Below are 19,882 nucleotides of genomic sequence, written 5' to 3' on the forward strand. Positions count from 1 at the left end.
CCCTTGGCGGCCCGGGTTCCGGGCGCGGCGCATAGCCTAGGTCAGCCGCTGCCTTGCCGCAATGTGATTTTTATATGTGCGGGCAGCTTTTATCCGCGATAATGTCGTCCGCGAGTGTCGCTGTCAGCGGCCGTTTCCCGAGACAGGATTTCCATGACCGACACGGACCTCGCCGACGACCGCAAATATCGCGCCCCCGCCCTGGAAAAGGGTCTGGACGTGCTGGAGCTTCTGTCCGCCCAGGGCGAGCCCATGACCCCGTCCCAGATGTCGGCGACCCTGGGCCGCTCGGTCAGCGAACTGTTCCGCATGATCCAGGTGCTGGAGTTTCGCGGCTATATCGAACAGTCGTCGGACGGCTATCGGCTGACCAACCGCCTGTTCACCCTGGGCATGACCCAGGCCCCGATCAAGTCGCTGGTGGACGCCGCCCTGCCGGCGATGCGGGATTTGGCGTCCGGCACGATGCAGTCCTGTCACCTGGTCGTGCCGTCCGGCGATCAGATCGTGGTGATCGCCCGGATTGAGAGCCCCGGCGACCTCGGCTATTCGGTGCGGATCGGCTATCGGCGCAGCATCCTGCACGCGACCTCGGGCCTGATGTTCTACGCCCGCGCCAACGCCCGCACCCGCGCCCAACTGCACGAAACCCTGGTCGGCCTGTCGGATCGGCGGACGGTCGAGGCCTTCGCCCAGCGGGCGCATGAGATGACCCAGGGCGACCACGTCGAACGGGCCAGCGATTTCGTGAAGGGCGTCACCGATCTGGTCGCGCCGATCATGGGGGCGGACGGCGTCATCGCCACCCTGATCACCCCCTTCATCGAACAGGCGGCGGCCTCCTGCGCCAAGGACGAGGCGGCGGCCAGGCTGGTTCGGGCGTCGGTCATCATCTCCGAACAGATGGGCGCCGTGTCCCAAGCCTAGGACGAACGCCGACCGTCGGCAGAGTTTTTTGTTGACGGCAACGACTTTCATTTGTGAAAAAGACCTCCATCTGCGAAAGACGATCCGTCAGCGTCGGGAGGCGCGTTCCGCCATGGCCGCCATCTATACCGATCTGAAGGATCGCACCGTCGTCGTCACCGGCGGCGCCGGGGGCATAGGCGAGGGCATCGTCCGCGCCTTCCACGCCCAGGGCGCGCGGGTCGGATTCCTCGACATCGACACCGAACGCGGCGCGCGGCTTCAGGGCGAACTGGGTCAGGGGGCTCTGTTCGTCACCTGCGACCTGACCGACATTCCGGCTCTGAAGGCCGCGATCCAGACCGTGCGCGACGCCTTCGGTCCCATCGACGTTCTGGTCAACAACGCCGCCCACGACGAACGCCACGCGACGCTGGACGTGACCGAGGACTATTGGGACGGCCGCATGGCCGTGAATCTGAAGCACCAGTTCTTCGCCGCCCAGGCCGTGCTGCCGGACATGCAGGCGGCGGGCAAGGGCGCCATCGTCAACCTGGGCTCGACATCCTGGATCATCGGCCAGGGCGGGATGCCGGCCTATACGGCCTGCAAGTCGGCGGTGATCGGCCTGACCCGTTCGCTGGCGCGCGACTTCGGTCCGTTCGGGGTGCGGGTGAACGCCGTCGCGCCCGGCTGGATCATGACCGAGCGCCAGCTGGAGCTGTGGGTCACGCCCGAGACCGAAAAAGACATCTACGCCAACCAGTGCCTGAAACGCCGCCTCGTGCCCGACGACATCGCCCGCGTCGTCGTCTTCATGTGTTCGGACGAGGCCGGGGCCATCACCAATCAACACTATGTCGTCGACGGCGGCTGGACCTGAAATGACCGACACTTCCCAGACCAAGAAGCCGCTGCGCAGCCGCGCCTGGTTCGATAATCCCGAAAACCCGGACATGACGGCGCTCTATTTGGAGCGTTATTTGAACTATGGGCTGACGCGAAAGGAGCTTCAGTCCGGCAAGCCGATCATCGGCATCGCCCAGACCGGCTCGGACCTGTCGCCGTGCAACCGCCACCACCTGGTCCTGGCCGAGCGCGTCCGCGAGGGCATCCGCGAGGCGGGCGGCATCGCCATGGAGTTCCCGGTCCATCCGATCCAGGAAACCGGCAAGCGGCCGACGGCCGGTCTGGACCGCAACCTGGCCTATCTGGGTCTGGTCGAGAGCCTCTACGGCTATCCGCTGGACGGCGTCGTCCTGACCATCGGCTGCGACAAGACCACGCCCGCCTGCCTGATGGCCGCGGCCACCGTGGACATCCCCGCCATCGCCCTGTCGGTCGGCCCCATGCTGAACGGCTGGCACAAGGGCGAGCGCACCGGCTCGGGCACCATCATCTGGAAGGCGCGTCAGATGATGGCGGCCGGAGAGATCGACTACGACGGCTTCATCGAACTGGTCGCCTCGTCCGCCCCGTCGGTCGGCTATTGCAACACCATGGGCACGGCGACGACGATGAATTCGCTGGCCGAGGCGCTGGGCATGTCGCTGCCCGGCTCGGCGGCCATTCCCGCCCCCTATCGCGAGCGCGCGCAGGTCGCCTATGAGACCGGCCTGCGGATCGTGGATATGGTGCGCGAGGATCTGAAGCCCTCGGACATCCTGACCAGGGAGGCGTTCCACAACGCCATCGTCGTCAACTCCGCCATCGGCGGCTCGACCAATGCGCCCATCCACCTGACGGCCCTGGCCCGCCACGCCCATGTCGACGTGCCGTTGCAGGACTGGCAGACCGAGGGGCTGCACGTTCCTCTGCTGGTCAACCTCCAGCCGGCGGGCGACTATCTGGGCGAGGACTATTTCCACGCGGGCGGCGTGCCGGCCGTCGTCTCCGAACTGATGAAACAGGGGCTGATCCGCGAGGGCGCCCTGACCGTCACCGGCAAGACCATGGGCGAGAACTGCAGGGACGCCGAGATCGTCCTGCCCGACGTCATCAAGACCTTCGACGCGCCGATGAAGACCGACGCCGGATTCGTCGTCTTCACAGGCAATCTGTTCAACTCGGCCATCATGAAGCTGAGCGTGATCTCTGAAGAGTTCCGCCAACGCTATCTGTCCAACCCCGACGACCCGAACGCCTTCGAAGGCCCCGCCGTCGTCTTCGACGGACCCGAGGACTATCACCACCGCATCGACGACGAGAGCCTGGGGATCACCGAACGAACCCTGTTGTTCATGCGCGGCGCCGGCCCCATCGGCTATCCGGGCGCGGCCGAGGTCGTGAACATGCGGCCGCCCGCCTATCTGATCAAAAAGGGCGTCAGCGCCCTGGCCTGCATCGGCGACGGGCGCCAGTCGGGCACCTCCGGTTCTCCCTCGATTCTGAACGCCTCGCCCGAAGCGGCGGCGGGCGGCAATATCGCCCTGCTGAAGACCGGCGACCGGGTCCGTATCGACCTGAACACCGGCCGCGCCGACATCCTGATTTCCGATCAGGAACTGGCCGAGCGTCGCCAGGCCTTCGAGGCCGTCGGCGGCTATGCCTATCCCGCCTCCCAGACCCCGTGGCAGGAGATGCAGCGCGCCGTCGTCGGCCAGCTCGAAACCGGCGCCGTTCTGGAACCCGCCGTCAAATACCACCGCATCGTCGACACTGTGGGCCTGCCCCGCGACAACCACTGAACGGACGTCCCGGCGTCATTCCGGGGCGTCCGCAGGACGTCCCCGGGACCAGCGGCCCGCCGACGATCAGGATGCGTTCCGGCGGGGCGGGATCATCGGGCGTAGCCGGTGAAGTGGTGGGAGTGGTCGGGCAGGCTGGCGACGGCGCGCGCGATCAATTGGGAAAACTGGGTCGCCTGTCGCTCCACCGCCTCCAGCGGTTCGATCTCGACCAGCGGCGACAGGCGTTTGGGCCACACGCCCGATCCGGTGAAGACGGCGGTCCAGCTGTCCTCGCGGAAAGACTCGTCCTCCAACAGGGCGATCTCGCCGCGCGCGCGGAAGAGGTCGATCTTGGCCGCCAGCGTATCGGGCGGCGGCGTGCGGCGGCAGCGGTCCCACATCGCCCCTTCGCGACCGGCCAGATGATAGTGCAGCACGATGAAGTCGCGGATGCGCTCGAACTCCTGGGCGGAACGGCGATTATATTCGCGGATCAGGGCGGGATCGAACGTCCGGTCGGGAAACAGCTCCAGCAACCGCCCTATGCCCGTCTGGATCAGGTTGATGCTGGTCGATTCCAGGGGCTCGACGAAGCCGGACGCTAGGCCCAGCGCGACCACATTGCCCTTCCACGCCTCGCGCCGCCGGCCGGTGACGAAACGCAGCCGGTTCGGTTCGGCCAGCGGCGCGGACTCGATCTGCCCCAGCAGGTCGTCCAGCGCCGTCTGATCGTCGACATGATCGCTGCAATAGACATAGCCGTTGCCCACGCGATGCTGCAGCGGGATGCGCCATTGCCAGCCGGCGTCGCGCGCGCGGGCGGTGGTCAGCGGCTCCGGCGCGCGCGTGGAGGCGCAGGGCAGGGCGACGGCGCGGTCGCACGGCAGCCATCGGGTCCAGTCCTCGTATCCCGCCTGCATCGTCTGTTCGATCAGCAGGCCGCGGAAGCCCGAGCAGTCGATGAACAGATCGGCCGCGACCTCGCCGCCGTCCTGCATTCTCAACGCCCGGACCAGACCGTTTTCGCCGTCGCGATCCACGCCCTCGATCCGTCCCTCGCGTCTCTGCACGCCCAGGGCTTCGGCCAGCGTCCTCAGACGCCTGGCGAACAGGCCGGCGTCGAACTGATAGGCGTAGCTGTAGTGAGACAGCACCGACCGGCTGTCGTCCACCGGCGGCGCGAACTTGCAGGCGCGGGCCATGGCGGTCGGCATCGACCAAGCGTCCAGGTTTTCGATCCGCCCCTCCGCCTTCAGCCGAAACAGATACTGTCGCCAGGGCGGGCCGGCGATGACCGGGCCATAGTCGCCGAATCCGTGGAAATACTCCGACCCCGGCCCGCTCCAGTCCTTGAAGGCGATGCCCAGCTTGGCGGTCGCGGCGGTCGAGCGGATGAAGTCGTCTTCGCTCAGGCCCAGCGACTCCACGAACTGGCGGATCGGCGGAATCGTCGCCTCGCCGACGCCGACCGTGCCGATGGCCTCCGATTCGATCAGGGTGATCTGGACCTTCAGTCCGCCCGGCCGATGAAAGGCGCGGGCCAGGGCGGCGGCGGCCATCCAGCCGGCCGTGCCCCCGCCCACAATGGCCACATGGCGCACATCGTCCGCACGCTGATCCATCTCATCGCCTCCCCGGGTCGACGTTTTCGCCGGTCATGTCGTTTCGCACACTAACGAAATCCAGCGCTTCCGCCATTTGTGGTAGCGCTATCAGAAAATGCTTTTCAGTGGGTGAAAACTTGTGCATCCTTCAAAGGTGGTCGCGCTAACATGGATTGAGCGGTCGCATTGGGAGAGGGATGTCGCCCCCCAAGTCGCCGGTTGAGCGGCGGGCGCGACCAGCAGGAAGGTCCAGAGACTGATGTCTCGTCAAAATCACGTTCGTCGTATCGCTCTGCTGTGCGGAGCCTCCTTGATTACGGTCGCGGCGACGCTGCCGACGGGCGCGCTCGCCCAATCGCAGACCCCGGCCGCGTCCGACGGCGCGACGACGGTCGATGAGGTCGTCGTCACCGGCATTCGCGCCCAGCTGCGCTCGGCCCAGGCGATCAAGAAGAACTCCGAGGTCATCGTGGACTCGGTGACGGCGGTCGACATCGGCGCCCTGCCGGACCGTTCGGTGTCCGAGGCGCTGCAGCGCATCCCCGGCGTCACGCTTCAGCGCACCAACGCCGCGCGCGACCCCGCGCGTCTGGCGGCCGAAGGCGGCGGCGTCTTCATTCGCGGCCTGTCCTGGGTGCGTTCCGAAACCAACGGCCGCGACATCTTCTCCGCCTCGAACGGGCGGGGGCTCAGCTTCGAGGACGTTTCGGCCGACCTTCTGGCGGGTGTGGACGTCTATAAGAACGTCGCCGCCAACATGATCGAGGGCGGCATCGCCGGCACGACCAATCTTCGCACCCGTGTCCCGTTCGACAACTCCAAGCCCCTCCTGGCCGTCAACACCGACTACAACTACGGCGACCTGTCCGAAAAAGGCTTCTGGTCCGGCAGCGTGCTGGCGACGGATCGCTGGCAGACGGGCATCGGCGAGATCGGCCTCCTGGCCAACGTCAGTGTCTCCAACGTCGGCAACCGCACCAACTCCATCTCGGTCGACCGCTACGATCCCGTCACCCTGGACGCCACCAACGCCAGCACCGACGGATCGGGCAAGGCGGGCCAGACGGTGTTCGTGCCGAAATATCTGGGCTGGCGCACCATCGACTGGGAGCAGAAGCGCACGGCCGTCGCCCTGGCCGCGCAATGGCGGCCCAACGACCAGTGGCTGTTCACCCTGCAGGGTCTGGCCTCGCAGGCCGACGCCTATAACGTCGAATATGCGCTGGGCACCGACAGTATCGTCACGCCCAACTCCAGCTACAAATACAACGACCAGAACGTCTTCCTCAGCGGCGCCATCCCGTCGGCGAACTGGAGCACCGACACCCGCGTCGGCGACGACACCAAGAAGACCAGCGATGTGGCGCTGAACTTCCAGTACACGCCGGGCAACAACTGGTCCGTCTCGGGCGACCTGCAGTATGTGAAGTCCAGCGCCAAAATCTATTCGATGACGGCCTTCACCCAGCTGCGGGACCGTCCGAACCTGGCGATCACCATCGACGGGGATCTGCCCACCGTCACCTCGACCGGCGGCACGCCCGAGGACAAGTCCGCCTATTGGTGGGCGGCGGCGATGGATCACATCGAAAACAACGAGGCCGACGAACTGGCCGGTCGCCTGGACGCTCGCTACGACTTCGACCAGAGCGCGCCCTTCTTCAAGTCGGTGGCCTTCGGGGTGCGCGGCACCGAGAAGAACTACACCAACCGTCAGACCGGCTATAACTGGGGCGCGCTGTCCAACCAATACTGGATGGGTAACGCCAATCCGGTCTATCTCACCGACACAGGCTTTAGCGGAGGAGCCCAGGATTCCCGTCTTCCAGAGTCCTCTTTCCTGTATCGCTTCGACAACTTCTTCCGCGGCGACACGAATGTTCCCGGGGTCGCCTGGTTCCCGACGGCCGACCTCCTGAACCAGGGCACGGCCCACGCCTACAGCATTCTCAAGAACACCGAGAATGGCAGCTGCTGCGCCTGGGCCCCGCTCAGCGACGATTACGACAGCTATCGTCTGGGCGGCGGCAACGGCGGCATCACCGAACTGACCGAAAAGACCCAGGCCGCCTATGTCTATGCCCGGTTCGGCAACGACACGGCCTTCTTCGGTCGCGCCTTCGACGGCAACATCGGCCTGCGCGCGGTCGAGACCAAGACCAGCTCCAACACCGTCACCACCCTGCCGTCGATCACCGGCTCCTGCCCGCCGGCGAACAACCCCAACGCAAACTGCACGGCCTTCAACCAGGCGCGTCAATTCGTGAATGGCGGTTCGCTGGACGGCCAGCCGGTCGAGAGCAGCTACACCAACTGGCTGCCCAGCCTGAACCTGCGCGGCTTCGTCAGGGACGACCTGCAACTGCGCGTCGCGGTGTCGCGCGCCATGGTCCGGCCGGAGATGTATCAGCTCCAGCCCTTCACCAACCTGTCGATCAACTTCCAGCCCGACGGCTATACGCTGAACCCGACGACGCCCTTCACCGCCGTCGGCGGCAACCCGGCCCTGCGGCCGATCACGGCGACCAACTTCGACGCCAGCCTGGAGTGGTATTTCGCCCCGACCGGAAGCCTGACGTTCGCGGCCTTCCACAAGGACATCAAGGACTACATCTTCACCGGCACCGAGACCCAGTCGATCACCAACGGCGGCGTCACCTACGACTTCCTGGTCACACGCTACACCAATGGGTCGAAGGGCAAGGTTGATGGCTTCGAAGTGGCTTATTCCCAGTTCTTCGACTTCCTGCCCGGCGCCCTCAGCGGCCTGGGCGTGCAGGGCAACTTCACCTACATCAGCTCTGACGGCGGCAAGAACACCAGCCAGAACATCCTCGACACCACCCAGAACGGCGCCGCATCCGACAGCACCCTGCCGCTCGAAGGCATGTCGCGCACCAGCTACAACGCCGCCATCATGTACGAGAAATACGGCATCTCGGCGCGGCTGGCCTATAACTGGCGCGAGGAATATCTGCTGACCACCTCGGCCGCCAACATCAATGCCCCCGTCTGGGCCAGCGATTACGGCCAACTGGACGGATCGGTCTTCTACAATATCACCCCGGACCTGAAGATCGGGGTTCAATCGACCAACATCCTGAACGAACGGACGGTGCTGAAAGTGGGCAGCGAGACCCGCAAACCGCCGTACAACTGGGTTGACACCGACCGCCGGATCGCCGTGGTGCTGCGCGCCGCCTTCTGATCCGGTTCGGCTTGCGGGGCGTCGGCTGACCGTCGGCGCCCCGTCTCTATTCGCATCGATCGGCGTTGGGAGGCGACGATGGGCATTTTCGCAACCAGGATGACCGCGATCCTGACGGCGGCGACCCTGCTGGGCCTCGCCTCGCCGACGCTGGCCCAGACGCGCGCCCAGACGCGGGTTGCGTCGCCCATCCCCGAACTGGTCGAACGGAACGGGCGTCACGCCCTGATGGTGGACGGCGCGCCTTTCACCATCCTGGGCGCCCAGGTCAATAATTCGAGCAACTATCCCGCCCCTCTGGCCCAGGCCTGGCCGGCCGTCCGCCATGTCGGCGCCAACACGGTTCAGGTTCCCATCGCCTGGGAGCAGATCGAGCCGGAGGAGGGGCGGTTCGACTTTTCCTTCGTCGATCATCTGGTCGCGGAGGCGCGGCGCAACGACGTGCGGCTGGTCATCCTGTGGTTCGCCACCTGGAAGAACACCTCGCCGAAATACGCCCCGGCCTGGGTCAAGCTGAACCCGACGCGCTTCCCGCACCTGATCCAGAAGGACGGGACGGAATCCTACGCCATGTCCCCCTATGGGGCCGAGACTCTGGCCGCCGACGCCCGCGCCTTCGCCGCCCTGATGCGCCACATCCGCCAGATCGACGAGCGCCAGCGCACCGTCATCATGGTCCAGCCCGAAAACGAGGTCGGCACCTACGGCGCGGTGCGCGACTATTCCCCCGCCGCCCAGGCCGCCTTCGACGGTCCCGTGCCCCAGGCTCTGCTGCAGCGAACGGGCAAGGCGCCGGGAAGCTGGTCGGCCGTCTTCGGCGACGAGGCGGAAGAGTTCTTCCACGCCTGGTCCATCGCCACCTATGTCAACACGGTCGCCGAGGCGGGGCGGCGCGAATATCCGCTGCCCCTGTATGTCAACGCCGCCTTGCCGGACCCGCATGAACGCACCGCCCCGACCAGCTATGCGTCGGGCGGCCCGGTCTGGCCCGTCTTCGATGTCTGGAAGGCCGCCGCCCCCGCCATCGCCATGCTCAGCCCCGACATCTACAATCGCGACAGCCGCACCTACGAAGGTCATCTGGATCGCTATGCGCGACCGGACAACGCCCTGTTCGTCGCCGAAACCGGCAATGATGTTCCCTACGCCCGCTATCTGTTTTCGGTTCTGGGCCGGGGCGGGATCGGCTTTTCGCCTTTCGGGATCGACTACACCGGCTACGCCAACTATCCGCTGGGCGCCAAGGCCGTGGACGAGGCGGCGCTGACGCCCTTCCGCGACGTCTATCGGTTGATCACGCCGTGGCAGCGGGTCTGGGCGCGGGCCGCCTTCGACGGCAAGGTCTGGGGCGTGTCCGAGCCGGACGACCGCGCCTCCCAGACGCTGGACCTGGGCGACTGGACCGCCACGGTCGGCTATCGCCGTTGGCAGTTCGGCCAGCCCGACTGGACCTGGCTCGGCCCCCTCGACGACGTTCCCGGCACGGAAAAGCCGGGCGGCGGCGCCCTGATCGCCGAGATCGCGCCGGGCGAGTTCATCGTCACGGCCCGTCGCGCCCGCATCGACTTCGCGCCCAAGCCGTCCGCCGACGGCCGGCGCCGGATGGTCGTCCGCTATGAGGAAGGCCATTTCGATCCTGACGGACACTGGGCTTTCGAGCGGATCTGGAACGGCGACCAGACCGACTATGGCCTGAACTTCACCGACCGGCCGCAGTTGCTGCGCGTCGTCACCGCCACCTACTGAACCCTGCAAGAGTAAAGCGAGCGCCCGCCATGATCCCGACCCTCGCCCGCCGCCTGTTCCTGGTCGCCCTGCTGACCGCCCCCCTGGCGGCCTGCGCCGGCGCACCCGGCCTGATGAACGGCGCCTCGGCCGGCGCCCTCCAGCAGGCCGCGTTCGAGCGCACCGCCAGCGGCGTCGTCGTCACCCCCGCCGAGGGCGCCGCGCGCCGCGTCCGGCTGGAGGTCTATGGCCCCGAGACCATCCGCGTCACCGCGACCGAAAATGCGAACCTGGACCTGCCCGCCAGCCTGATGGTCACGGCCCAGCCCTCGACCACCACCCCGTTCCAGGTCGAGATACAAGGCGACCTCGTGGTGCTGAAGACCGCCGAGGCGACGGCCGAAGTCTCGCGTCAGACCGGCGCCGTCCGCTTCCTGGACCAGAACGGCCAGGAGGTGCTGAAGGAGCGGGCGGGCAGCCGCCAGCTGAACGCCGTCACCGTCGAGGACCAGAAGGGCGACCATCGCTTCCTGGCCACGCGCCAGGTCTGGGAAAGCCCGGCGGACGAGGCCTTCTACGGCCTGGGCCAGCACCAGCAGGGGGTGATGAACTACAAGGGCCGCGACGTTCAGCTGGCCCAGCACAACATCGATGTCGGCATTCCGCTGGTCGTGTCCAGCCGCAACTACGGCGTCCTGTGGGACAACAATTCGATCACCCGTTTCGGCGACCCGCGCCCCTACGGCATGATCGGCGACCAGTTCATCGTGCGAGACGCTACGGGCCGGTTCGGCGGGCTGACGGCCAGCTACTACCAGAACGACCAGCTCAAGGTTCAGCGCCAGGAAACCGAGGTGAACTACGAGTTCATCCGCGAATGGTCGCGCTGGCCCGAGGGCTTCAAGTCGCAACCGGGCCAGCCGGTCCAGACCGGCGACATGGGCAAGCCCGGACAGGCGGGCGTCAAGGTCGTCTGGGAAGGCACGCTGGAGACCGCGACCCCCGGCCTGCATAAGTTCCGCCTCTATTCCTCCGGCTATGCGAAGGTCTGGATCGACGGTCAGCTGGTCGAGGATAACTGGCGCCAGAACTGGAACCCCTTCGACCACGACTTCCAGGTCCAGATGGCGGCGGACAAGCGCGTGCCGATCAGGATCGAGTGGACCCCCGAAGACGGCTACATCTCCCTGCGCCACCAGGACCCGCTGCCCGCCGCCGACCAGGGCGCGCTCAGCCTGGCGTCAGAGGTCGGCACGGCCATCGACTACTACTATATCGGCGGTCAGAATCTGGACGGCGTCATCGCCAACTATCGCGGCCTGACCGGCAAGTCGGTCATGCTGCCCCGCTGGGCCTACGGCTTCTGGCAGAGCCGCCAGCGCTACAACACCCAGGACGAGGTGACGGGCGTGGTGCGTCGCTATCGCGAGCTGGGCCTGCCGATCGACAACGTGGTTCAGGACTGGTTCTACTGGCCCGAGAACGCCTGGGGCTCGCACCAGTTCGACCCCGCGCGCTTCCCGAACCCGACCCGGATGGTCAAGGACGTTCACGACATGAACGCCAACATCATCATCTCGGTCTGGCCGAAATTCTATCCGACCACCGACCACTACAAGCAGCTGGACGCCATCGGCGGCATGTACACCCGGAACGTCGATGTCGGCGCGCGCGACTGGGTCGGCCCCGGCTACGCCAACAGCTTCTACGACCCCTATCTGCCCGCCGCCCGCGACCTGTACTGGAAGCAGATGTCCGACAGCTTCAAGGGCATGGGCTTCGACGGCTGGTGGCTGGATTCGGTCGAGCCGGACATGCACTCCAACCTGGACATTCCCGAGCGGACCCTGCGGATGGGGCCGACGGCGATCGGGCCGGGCGCCTATGTCTTCAACTCCTATCCGCTGGTCAACGCCGAGAACGTCTATAAGAACTTCCGGCGCGAGAAGGGCGACGAACGCACCTACATCCTGACCCGCTCGGCCTGGGGCGGCCTGCAACGCACCGGCTCGACCCTGTGGTCCGGCGACGTGGTGGCGCGCTGGGACAATCTGAAGGATCAGATCTCGGCCGGGGTGAACACCGGCCTGTCGGGCCTGGCCAACTGGACCCACGACATCGGCGGCTTCGCGGTGGAAAGCCGCTACTCCAACCCCGCCGGCATGAAGCCCGAGGACAAGGCCGAGTGGGACGAGCTGAACCTGCGCTGGTTCCAGTTCGGGGCTTGGTCGCCCATCTTCCGCTCGCACGGCGAGTTTCCGCTGCGCGAGGTCTATAATCTGGCCCAGCCCGGCACGTCGCTCTACGACGCCTACGCCGAACAGATGCGGACCCGCTACCGGCTGATGCCCTACATCTACAGCCTGGCGGGCGAAGTCTATCAGCACGACGGCACCATCATGCGCGGTCTGGTCATGGACTTCCCGTCCGACCTGAAGGCGCGCGACATCAACGACCAGTATATGTTCGGTCACGCCCTGCTGGTCGCGCCGGTGACGGAATACAAGGCGCGCAATCGCTCGGTCTATTTCCCGCAAGGCGCCGACTGGTACGACATGCTGACGGGCCAGAAATACGCCGGCGGTCGCTCGGCCGTTGTCGCGGCGCCGGAAGCCAAGATCCCCGTCTTCGTCCGCGCCGGCTCCATCCTGCCCACCGGCCCGGCGATCCAATATACGGCCGAGAAGCTGGACGGCCCCCTGACCCTGATCGTCTATACCGGCGCGAACGGCTCCTTCTCGCTCTACGAGGATCAGGGGACGACCTACGCCTATGAGCGCGGCGAGTTTTCCAACATCCCCATGACCTGGAACGATGCGACCGGCGTCCTGACCATCGGCGCGCGCACCGGCGCCTATCCGACCATGCCGGCGAACCGCACGATCAATGTGCGCTTCGTCAGCGGGCCGGGCGCCGATGTCGGAAACTTCGACGCAGCTCCGGCCCGGACGATCCAGTACAGCGGACAGGCCGTGGAGGTGCGCCGCTAGAGACCGCGCGAGGATCGACATCTGACATGATGTCGATGCTCAACTCGTTGTCGTGGAACGCCTTTTCAGAAAGATCGGGTCGTCTTCCATACAGGACGCCGAGCGGCCTTATAATCGCGGCTCGGTCTTTGACACTGCAACCCGCAATCCTCGCGAAGTTGGACTCGTTGGACCGTTTTTTTCGTCGGACGGTCCAGGTCGGCGGCGAAATTGCACTTTCTTGCACTTTGCACTCGTTTTCGGAGTGCAGTGCAATTTCGGACCCTCCGCTGCGGCGGACAGATTTGGAGGCGCGGATGCGCTCGTTCCTGCTCGCCGCCGTCGCCACGGCCGTCCTTGCGACAGCCGTTCCTGCATTGGCGCAGGCGCCTTCCGCGCCGCTGCTGGACTCCATGTTCCAGGACCACGCCGTCCTGCAACGCGGGCGCCCGATCACGGTCTGGGGCAGGGCGGCGCCCGGCGCCCCCGTCTCGGTCAGTCTCGGTCAGACCCAGGTCCAGGCCACCGCCGGCCCCGACGGCGCCTGGCGCGCCAGCTTGCCGACCCTGACCGCCGGCGGTCCCTATGTCCTGACAGCCCGTTCTGGCGACACGACCCAGAGCGTGTCGGACGTCATGGTCGGCGACGTCTGGCTGTGTTCGGGCCAGTCGAACATGGAGTTCGCCGTCCGCCAGGCGACCAACGCCGACACCGAGATCGCCGGCGCCAACGACCCCAACCTGCGTCTGTTCCTGGTCGGCCGGTCCAGCCTGTCGGCGCCGGCCGCCGCGCCGCGCGCGGTCGGTCAGTGGCGCACGACCAGCCCGGCCAGCGTGCGCGACTTCTCGGCCGCCTGCTATTTCATGGGCCGTGATCTGCGCCGCACGGAAGGCGTCCCGGTCGGCCTGATCGCCGCCTCCTGGGGCGGGTCGATCATCGAGGACTGGCTCAGCCGCGAGGCCATCCAGACCCTGGGCGGTCACGATCAGGCGCTGAACGCGCTGGACGCCTACGCCCGCGATCCGGCCCAGGGCGACGCCATCTGGCGCCGCGTCACGCAGGACTGGTGGGCCGCCAACGACCCCGGCACGAAACAGGGCTGGAACCTGCCGCGCACCCCCGACGCGGACTGGGCGCCGATCCCGGCCGAGGGCTTCTGGGAATCCACCGTGCCGGGTCTTGAGACCTTCGACGGCGTCGTCTGGCTGCGAAACACCGTCCAACTGACCGCCGCCCAGGCGCGACAGGCCGCGATGCTGGAACTGGGGCCGGTGGACGACGCCGACGTCACCTGGGTCAACGGCCGCTATGTCGGCGGCCAGCAGGGCTGGGACACGCCGCGCAAATACGCGGTTCCGGCCGGCGCGCTGAAGCCCGGCGCGAATCTGATCGCGGTGGGGGTTCTGGACACCAACGGCGGCGGCGGCGCGTGGGGGCCGGCGGCGAACAAGCGGCTGGTGCTGGCGGACGGGACGATCATCCCCCTGTCCTCGGGCTGGCGCCACCGGGTGGCGGCGCCCCTGTCGGCCCTGCCCAATCCCCCGCGCACCCCCTGGATCGGCGGCAGCGGCACGACGACCCTCTACAACGGCATGATCGCCCCTCTGGGCGCCTACGCCCTGAAGGGCATGGCTTGGTATCAGGGCGAATCCAACATCGGCGATCCCGCCGGCTATCGCCGTCTGCTGCCCGCCCTGTTCGCCGACTGGCGCCGCCGGTTCGACAGCCCCGACATGCGCGCGTTGGTGGTCCAGCTGGCCAACTTCGGTCCCGCCGCGACCCAGCCGACCAACTCCGCCTGGGCGGCCCTGCGCGAGAGCCAGAGGGCGGTCGTCGACGCCGATCCGCTGGCGGGCCTCGCCGTCGCCATCGACATCGGCGACCGCTACGACATCCACCCGACCAACAAGCTGGAGGTCGGACGCCGTCTGGCGCTGGAGGCCCGCCGTCTGGACGGCCAGACCCAGCCCGTCTCGCCCCAGCCGGTCGCCGTGACCCGCGCCGCCGACGGCGTCCATGTCCGCTATTCCGCCTCGGCCAGACTGGTCGCCCATGGCTCGAACCGGCCCGTCGGGTTCGAACTGTGCGGCGCCGCTGACGCCTGCCGCTTCGTGGATGCGACGCTTGCGGGCGACGAGGTGGTGCTGGCCTCGGCCGCGGCGACGGACCTCAAGGTCCGCTTCTGCTGGGCCGACAGCCCCGTCTGCAACCTCTACGGTCCCGCCGGTCTGCCCGCCGTCCCGTTCGAGGCCGAAATCCGATAGGCCTCAGACCAGACCCGCGCCTCTCAGCCTCAGGGCCGGCGCGGTGGTCACGGGGCGCTCGGCGGGCAGATCGACCGCCAGCCCTTCGGCCGTCTGGCGGAAGGGCAGGGCGCCCCCGCCCAGCAGTTCGACCGCCTCGACCCGGCCCGCCTGCGGGGTCAGCGCCCGCACGACGATCCGTCCGTCCTCGGGCCATTCCAGCGCGAAGGCGTAGAGTGTTTGGTCCTTTGTGGTGAAGCGGATGTCCCGGCCGGTCCAGGGCCGCGCGGCGCCTTCGCCATGCATTCCGGCCGCCACCGTGGTCGGCCCCTCGCCATGGGTGCGCCAGGGCCGGGTGTCGAAGATCGCCTCGCCGTTCACCCGCATCCAGGCGGCGATGTCGGTCAGAATCCTTCGCTCGTCGCTGTCGATGGAGCCGTCGCCCCGCTGCGGGATGTTCAGCATCAGATTGCCGTTCTTGGACACCACATCGACCAGCCGCTGCACCACGCCGTTCGCCGGCACATAGCTGTGGTCGACGAAGCGGGCGCGGTTGTAATGCCAGTCGCCGATGCAGGTGTCCGTCTGCCACGGCTCGGGCCGCAAGCTGTCCGAGAAGCCGCGCTCGACCGTCTCGGTGATCCCCTTGCGCTGGCGCGCGTCCAGCCGCTTGCCATTGACGACCGGCAGTTCCCCGCGCCACGCCAGCGAAGCGTTGTAGAACTCGGCCGCCGCCTCCAGCCCGTATCGCCCCAGCGGCAGGCCGTAGTTGTCGAAATAGACCATGTCGGGCCGATATTTGGTGATCAGGTCGCGCTGGCGCAGAACCCACGATCGCACGAAGGCCGGGTTGTTCGGGGGCGGCGTCTCGATCCACTGGCCGTCGCGCGCATCGTGCCAGGCGTTCATCTCGGCGATGGCGCCGATCCCCTCGGGCGGGGCGAAAGTCGGGCCGGTGTAGAGTTCCTGCGGGTCCAGCCCGTTCCACCATTTTCCGGCGCCGTCCGCCCGGGTCAGCCTCGCGGCGTCGTAGCGAACGCCCTTCATCGTCCCTTCGGCGTCATAGCCATAGGCCGTCTGCCACCAGTGCCAGGCATGGGCCGAATGGTTGGACACCGCGAACCGCAGTCCCCTGGCCCTGACCGCCTTTTCCCACGTCCCCACGATGTCGCGCCTGGGGCCGACCCGCATCACGTTCCAGTCGTGATGGGCGCTGTCGAACAGGTCCAGATTGTCGTGATGGTTGGCCATCGACATGATGTAGCGGGCGCCGGCCGCCTGATAGAGGTCCAGCAGGCCCTCGGGGTCCCACCGATCGCCCTTGAACCGGTCGATGAACTCCATGAAGCCGAACCGGCTGGGATGGCCGTAGGTCGCGACGTGGTGGTCGTGGACGGGATTGCCCTGAATATACATCTGGCGGCCGTACCAGTCACCGAACTCCGGCACGCACTGAGGCCCCCAGTGCGACCAGATGCCGAACTTGGCGTCGCGGAACCAGTCGGGCGTCTCGTAACCCGCGATCAGACTGTCCCAGGTCGGCTTGAACGGCCCGGCGGTCTGCGGCTCTGACATCGTGGCGCAGGCCGCCGACGCCATCAGCGGCGCCGCCCCGCCTGCGCGTATCAGGTCGCGACGCGACAGGGTCATGCCGGCTCTCCATAGACGACGCCGCGCCCGTCCGTCGCCACATAGACCCGGCCGAACTGGCGCGGATCGCCGGCGATGGCCCGGAAGCGTCGTCCGTATTCGTGCCGACCGTCGTTGACGCGCACCCAGGACCGGCCCCGGTCGTCCGACCGAAAGACGCCGCGCACGTCGCCCCTGGTCCCGATGGCGAACAGGGTGGGATAGGTCGAACCGGCCGGCGCCTTGCCGAAATCCAGCATCTCGACCGACAGGCCGCCATCGACCCGCGCGAACCTTCGGCCGCCGTCGCGACTGTTGTAGAGGCCGTTTCGCGACACGAACCACAGATCGCCTTCATGGCCCGGCGTGGCCTTCAGCGGGAAGGCGATCTCGCGCCACAGCGGCCGGTCGAGCGTCGTGTCGGGCAGGCCCCGCGAAGCCACGGCGGCGAAACGCTCGCCCCCGTCGACGCTGACGAACCAGCCGCCGCTGCGGAAATCCAGGGCGTAGAACAGCATCGGGTCCTGGCGATCCGCCACGGGACGCGACAGCGGCGGCAGGCCCGCGCAGGGTCGCCAGCTGACGCCCCGATCCCGCGACCATATCACCTGCGGCGTGACCAGCACGAAGGTCGCGCCGTCCGCCGACACGGTGATCGGCGCATCGCGATAAAGGTCCATGCGCGGATTGTCCGGCGGGGTCGCCGTCTCGCCGGACGCGGGGCGCGGCCGCCCCAGCGGTTTCCAGCTCAGCCCCGCATCGTCGGACCAGGCCAGGGTCGAACCGTCGTGCCCCTCCGATCCGACGCCCTCGTGCGGGGTTCCGCTGCGCACCACGATGTCCGGCGCCCGGCCCGCATAGTCGATCTGGTTGGTGTTGGCGAAGACGGGCGTGGTGAACTGCAGGCGGGGCGAGCGATCCATGTCTTCATGCGCGAAGCCGGAGATGTCGCCGAAGCCGGTCAGCAGGCGCGGCCCCTTCGGCGGGCTGATCAGGGTGATGACGGCGGTCTGTTCGATGCCCGCGACCCAGGGCTTCCAGTCCGTGGGCCGGCCCTGATCGGCGGCCGACAGGTTGCGGGTTTCATAGACCGTCGCCCCGGTGGCGTAGATCAGCCGGTCGCCGTCGAACGGGTCCAGCGCCAGGGCCGCGATCCACCAGCCGAAATCCGGCCGGGCATTGCCCCAGTTCAGATAGGGCGTGGCGCTGACGTCGTGGCGGGCGGCTTCGCGCAGACTGGTCCAGGTCCGGCCGTCGTCGAGGCTGCGCCAGAGGGTGTCGCCGGGCCGCCAGCGGTTCAGCGTCGAGACCATGATCACGCCCGGCCGCCTGCGATCCAGCGCCACGCCCATGAAGCCGCCCAGAGGTCGGGGCGGGGTGATGTCGCGCCAGTCTCCGGTGTCGGCGTCCAGTCGCCAGACGGCGCCGTCCGTGACCCCGTTCGGGCCGACGCCCAGGGTGCAGGTGACGTAAAGAACGCCCCTGTCGTCCAGTTCGGCCTTGGCCGCCGAAAGCTCCGCGCGCGGCCCGCCCTCGACCGGTCGCCAGCTCTCGCCGGCGTCGTCGGAGCGATAGAGGGCGTGTTCGTGCGGATCGGCGACCCCGACGAACAGGGTCTTTGACGCCTGTCCCCGCCGTCCGCTTCGCGGGTCGAACACGACGAAGCTGAGCCCGCCGTGCGTGGTCCAGCCGACAGGCGTCCCCAGTCCCTTCAGCGGAAAGGCCTCGACCCTGTCCCAGGTCGCGCCGCCGTCGCGCGACCGCTGCAGCCCGTCGTGACGCGATCCGAAATAGAGGATGCGGTTGTCGTTGGGATCGACCGCCAGCCGCTCGCCCAGGCCGCGACCGTCCTCGTTGCCGCCCATGCGGAAGGGAACCTCGGTCCTGATCCAGGTCCGTCCCCGGTCGTTCGACCGCAGCATGGCGCCCGGATCGCCCCGGTTCACGCCGACGGCGGCATGGACCACATCGGCGTCGACGGGATCGGCGGCGATGCTCTCGATTCCGAAGTCGCCCGAAAGGGGGCTGGCGTCCATCAAGGGCGACCAGCGGGCCTCTCCGGCGTCGAACCGATAGGCCCCGCCCATGTCCGACCGGGCATAGACCAGTCCCCGCTCCACCCGGCTGAAGACGATGCCGGGTATGAACCCCCCGCCGCCGACCGCGACATTGCGCCAGCGATAGGGGGCATCGCCCCCTGTTCCCGCCCGCGTCTCGTTCGCCAACCCCGCCATCGCCAGGGCCAGCGGAGCGACCGCACGTCGCGTCACGCCTGTCGTCATTTCGTCGCTTCTCCCTCTATCGGAAGCGTTGATCGCCTCTCGATGTTAGCGCTAACGCAAAACTGTTGACACGGTTGTCACGGGTGCATCAAGTTGCGTCTGTAAAAATCAAGGCGTCGATCAACGATGCTGCGGGAGCAACCTCGGGTACAGCGGATTCGCCGCTTCCGGCCGTCGTGCGACGCCTTGATCTTTGCGCCCCTGAGCGAAACCTTCCGGCGCGACGTCGTTTCGCGCCGGACTTTTCGCTCATCGACATTCGCCGACGCAACAGACGGAACCGACATGACCCTGGGCTTTCAAACCGCACGCCGCAGCGCCGTGTCCGTCATGGCCTTGAGCCTCGCCCTGGCCGGCGGGGCCTGTGCATCCACCGCCTCCCGGCCCGTACCGGTTCATGCGGTATCGGCGGAGGCTTCGATCGTGACGGCGTCTTCTCGGGCGCATCCGGGGTTGTGGCCTCATGCGGCGTCTCCGGCGGCGATGACGGATGCGGCGACGGAGGCGTTCGTCACCGAGCTGATGGGTCGGATGACGCTGGAGGAGAAGGTCGGTCAGACGATCCAGGCCGACATCGGCTCGATCAAGCCCGAGGACCTCTTGACCTATCCGCTGGGGTCGATCCTGGCGGGCGGCAACTCCTCGCC

General features: G+C 67.5%; 10 protein-coding genes and 1 pseudogene. 8 read left to right on the plus strand and 3 right to left on the minus strand.

Annotation, left to right across the window (positions count from 1 at the left end; genetic code table 11):
- Positions 1–153 precede the first annotated feature (153 nt).
- The 3 genes from SH203_RS13595 to SH203_RS13605 all read left to right on the plus strand — a co-directional run bounded on the left by SH203_RS13595 (position 154) and on the right by SH203_RS13605 (position 3,593).
- Positions 154–927, plus strand: a complete 774-nt coding sequence (locus SH203_RS13595) for an IclR family transcriptional regulator (protein WP_087121483.1) — start codon at positions 154–156, stop codon at positions 925–927.
- Positions 928–1,039: 112 nt separating this feature from the next.
- Positions 1,040–1,789, plus strand: a complete 750-nt coding sequence (locus tag SH203_RS13600; protein ID WP_087121484.1) for an SDR family NAD(P)-dependent oxidoreductase — start codon at positions 1,040–1,042, stop codon at positions 1,787–1,789.
- 1 nt (position 1,790) lies between these two features.
- Positions 1,791–3,593: an IlvD/Edd family dehydratase gene (locus SH203_RS13605; protein ID WP_087121485.1), complete on the plus strand. Its 1,803-nt coding sequence runs from the start codon at positions 1,791–1,793 to the stop codon at positions 3,591–3,593.
- 92 nt (positions 3,594–3,685) lie between these two features.
- Here the strand turns inward: SH203_RS13605 and SH203_RS13610 are convergent, their stop codons facing one another.
- On the minus strand, positions 3,686–5,197 hold the full coding sequence (locus SH203_RS13610; RefSeq protein WP_087121486.1) for a tryptophan halogenase family protein: 1,512 nt from the start codon (positions 5,195–5,197) through the stop codon (positions 3,686–3,688).
- A gap of 292 nt (positions 5,198–5,489) precedes the next feature.
- Between SH203_RS13610 and SH203_RS13615 the strand changes: the two genes are divergently transcribed.
- From SH203_RS13615 to SH203_RS13630, 4 genes are all read left to right on the plus strand, one after another.
- The gene (locus SH203_RS13615) at positions 5,490–8,387 is read left to right on the plus strand and encodes a TonB-dependent receptor (RefSeq protein ID WP_234989515.1); all 2,898 of its coding nucleotides are present in this window, start codon (positions 5,490–5,492) and stop codon (positions 8,385–8,387) included.
- Positions 8,388–8,465: 78 nt separating this feature from the next.
- Positions 8,466–10,133 (plus strand): DUF5597 domain-containing protein, encoded by a 1,668-nt coding sequence (locus SH203_RS13620; RefSeq protein WP_087121488.1) that lies wholly within the window; start codon positions 8,466–8,468, stop codon positions 10,131–10,133.
- Between the two features lie 29 nt (positions 10,134–10,162).
- Positions 10,163–13,102 carry a TIM-barrel domain-containing protein gene (locus tag SH203_RS13625; RefSeq protein WP_087121489.1) on the plus strand — a complete coding sequence of 980 codons (2,940 nt, stop codon included), beginning with the start codon at positions 10,163–10,165 and terminating at the stop codon, positions 13,100–13,102.
- Between the two features lie 296 nt (positions 13,103–13,398).
- Complete coding sequence (locus SH203_RS13630) at positions 13,399–15,345, plus strand: sialate O-acetylesterase (RefSeq protein WP_087121490.1); 1,947 nt, start codon at positions 13,399–13,401, stop codon at positions 15,343–15,345.
- A 3-nt stretch (positions 15,346–15,348) separates the two neighbouring features.
- Here SH203_RS13630 and SH203_RS13635 read toward each other — a convergent pair whose 3' ends face one another.
- Together SH203_RS13635 and SH203_RS13640 are read right to left on the minus strand one after the other, a co-directional pair.
- Positions 15,349–16,974: an alpha-L-fucosidase gene (locus SH203_RS13635; protein WP_087121491.1), complete on the minus strand. Its 1,626-nt coding sequence runs from the start codon at positions 16,972–16,974 to the stop codon at positions 15,349–15,351.
- The gene (locus SH203_RS13640) at positions 16,971–19,223 is read right to left on the minus strand and encodes a sialidase family protein (protein ID WP_159457572.1); all 2,253 of its coding nucleotides are present in this window, start codon (positions 19,221–19,223) and stop codon (positions 16,971–16,973) included. The genes SH203_RS13635 and SH203_RS13640 overlap by 4 nt, the downstream gene beginning before the upstream one ends.
- A 297-nt stretch (positions 19,224–19,520) precedes the next feature.
- Between SH203_RS13640 and SH203_RS15410 the strand changes: the two are divergent.
- Positions 19,521–19,882 (plus strand): annotated as a pseudogene (locus tag SH203_RS15410) (1,4-beta-D-glucan glucohydrolase); the annotation flags it as partial.

The sequence above is a fragment of the Brevundimonas sp. SH203 genome (genome assembly GCF_002157625.1).
Taxonomy (GTDB): Bacteria; Pseudomonadota; Alphaproteobacteria; order Caulobacterales; family Caulobacteraceae; genus Brevundimonas.